We start from the raw sequence: 3,230 nt of genomic DNA, 5'->3' as shown, positions 1-3,230 counted from the left end.
ATATACAGTAGCTATTAAGGAGTAACCGGTAAGGAGTTACCCGGACTATAGGGGGATATACCGGCATCACCACCAGGGACACTACCGTGAGGCCCGAGCCCAGGGATGACAGGGTACTCCAGCAGTTATAGCTATCTGGGGACTCCGGGGTTCTACGGGGCTGGGTATTGTATCCCAGGAGGTGTAGGGGAAGGAAGGTGAGGGTCACTCCCAGGGATACACCCGTATAGTAGTACACCGATACCGGGGACACCAGGGGGGGATACCCCCATACCATGGCCTCCTGGGAATACAGTACTCCCACCAGTATAGATACCATGGCACCCAGGGAGAGTATGAGATGGAAGTGGGCTATAACATAGTAGGTATCATGCAGGGACACATCCACGGCAGCGTTACCCAGTACTATACCCGTGGAGCCCCCCCCCGTGAGCATCACCAGTACCAGTACCGTATACAGGTACCCCGGGGATAGGGAGTTCCGGGTTATATCCCCTGCCAGAGTATATACCCAGTTCACTAGCTTGGTACCCGTGGGTAATGCTATAGCCACTGTAATACCGGTATAGTACCCCCTGGTATCCGGCTCCAGTCCCAGGGTATATATATGGTGTCCCCATACCAGGGACCCTAGTACGGATATACAGCCCATAGCCAGTACCATCGATTGGCCCCCATACACTAGTATACCCCCCGATACCCCGGATACCACCTGGGAGAGCACCCCGAACCCCGGTACTATAAGGATGTATACCTCCGGGTGTCCGAAGTACCAGAAGAAGTGCTGGTACAATACAGGGTCTCCCCCGAAGGCCGGGTCCATATACACCGTGTTATAGCAGGTATCCGATACCAGGGCCCCCAGGGCTCCCGTTAGTACCGGCAGAACCCCCAGTAGTATCAGGAGTACCAGGGTGACCGATACCGGGAACAGGTACTGTATCCCCAGCCCCAGCCCCGGGCACCGTATGCTCCCTATGGTACAGTAGTAATTAAGGGAGCCCAGGAAGGAGGAGGTACCGTTATATACCAGGGCCACTATAGTAGTATATACCTGTATAGGGGCTCCCAGGGAGAGGCTCAGGGGGGGATAGAGAGTCCAACCGGTACCCCCCGGGAACTCCCCCCCCAGGGCCACCCCTGTATAGGACACCGATACCGGTACCAGTACCAGGAGGGAGAGGCCGTTAGCCCGGGGGAACCCTACCTCACCCGCCCCCTGGTACACCGGTACCATATAGTTCCCCAGACCCCCGTACAATACCGGCATTACCAGGTAGAATACCATAACCAGCCCGTGGGCCGTGAGTACCAGGTTATAGAAGTACTGGTTCTCCGGACTGACCACCCGGTTCCCGGACCCGTATAACTCCCCTCTTAGTACCGTACTATATATACTTCCCGGTATCCCCGTAGCCAGGGAAGTGCTGGTATAGTATGAATCTAGGGACTTATGGTTGCATTCCAGGAACTCCCTGTATTACCCCTGTATCCGTTAATAGCCAATATCTCACTATAATACCGGTATCTGATTACTACTCTATCAATACCAGTATATATACTATCTTACACCTGTATAGAGACTATAGGAGAATATAGCTATACCATCTATGGAAGTACTAGTATATGGTAGATATGGATATCAACTCTATAGACTCTAATACCGGTATATACAGTAGCTATTAAGGAGTAACCGGTAAGGAGTTACCCGGACTATAGGGGGATATACCGGCATCACCACCAGGGACACTACCGTGAGGCCCGAGCCCAGGGATGACAGGGTACTCCAGCAGTTATAGCTATCTGGGGACTCCGGGGTTCTACGGGGCTGGGTATTGTATCCCAGGAGGTGTAGGGGAAGGAAGGTGAGGGTCACTCCCAGGGATACACCCGTATAGTAGTACACCGATACCGGGGACACCAGGGGGGGATACCCCCATACCATGGCCTCCTGGGAATACAGTACTCCCACCAGTATAGATACCATGGCACCCAGGGAGAGTATGAGATGGAAGTGGGCTATAACATAGTAGGTATCATGCAGGGACACATCCACGGCAGCGTTACCCAGTACTATACCCGTGGAGCCCCCCCCCGTGAGCATCACCAGTACCAGTACCGTATACAGGTACCCCGGGGATAGGGAGTTCCGGGTTATATCCCCTGCCAGAGTATATACCCAGTTCACTAGCTTGGTACCCGTGGGTAATGCTATAGCCACTGTAATACCGGTATAGTACCCCCTGGTATCCGGCTCCAGTCCCAGGGTATATATATGGTGTCCCCATACCAGGGACCCTAGTACGGATATACAGCCCATAGCCAGTACCATCGATTGGCCCCCATACACTAGTATACCCCCCGATACCCCGGATACCACCTGGGAGAGCACCCCGAACCCCGGTACTATAAGGATGTATACCTCCGGGTGTCCGAAGTACCAGAAGAAGTGCTGGTACAATACAGGGTCTCCCCCGAAGGCCGGGTCCATATACACCGTGTTATAGCAGGTATCCGATACCAGGGCCCCCAGGGCTCCCGTTAGTACCGGCAGAACCCCCAGTAGTATCAGGAGTACCAGGGTGACCGATACCGGGAACAGGTACTGTATCCCCAGCCCCAGCCCCGGGCACCGTATGCTCCCTATGGTACAGTAGTAATTAAGGGAGCCCAGGAAGGAGGAGGTACCGTTATATACCAGGGCCACTATAGTAGTATATACCTGTATAGGGGCTCCCAGGGAGAGGCTCAGGGGGGGATAGAGAGTCCAACCGGTACCCCCCGGGAACTCCCCCCCCAGGGCCACCCCTGTATAGGACACCGATACCGGTACCAGTACCAGGAGGGAGAGGCCGTTAGCCCGGGGGAACCCTACCTCACCCGCCCCCTGGTACACCGGTACCATATAGTTCCCCAGACCCCCGTACAATACCGGCATTACCAGGTAGAATACCATAACCAGCCCGTGGGCCGTGAGTACCAGGTTATAGAAGTACTGGTTCTCCGGACTGACCACCCGGTTCCCGGACCCGTATAACTCCCCTCTTAGTACCGTACTATATATACTTCCCGGTATCCCCGTAGCCAGGGAAGTGCTGGTATAGTATGAATCTAGGGACTTATGGTTGCATTCCAGGAACTCCCTGTATTACCCCTGTATCCGTTAATAGCCAATATCTCACTATAATACCGGTATCTGATTACTACTCTATCAATACCAGTATATATAC

General features: G+C 54.0%; 2 protein-coding genes. Both read right to left on the bottom strand.

Annotated features, from left to right (window positions below; all coding sequences use genetic code 11):
* On the bottom strand, positions 1–1,468 hold a 1,468-nt coding region (locus tag HRU21_12310), incomplete at its 3' end, for a cbb3-type cytochrome c oxidase subunit I (protein NRA43072.1).
* Between the two features lie 189 nt (positions 1,469–1,657).
* On the bottom strand, positions 1,658–3,136 hold the full coding sequence (locus tag HRU21_12305; GenBank protein ID NRA43071.1) for a cbb3-type cytochrome c oxidase subunit I: 1,479 nt from the start codon (positions 3,134–3,136) through the stop codon (positions 1,658–1,660).
* Between the last annotated feature and the right edge of the window lie 94 nt (positions 3,137–3,230).

Source organism: Pseudomonadales bacterium (assembly GCA_013215025.1).
GTDB lineage: Bacteria > Pseudomonadota > Gammaproteobacteria > Pseudomonadales > DT-91 > DT-91.
This window is presented reverse-complemented; position numbering and strand designations above follow the sequence as displayed.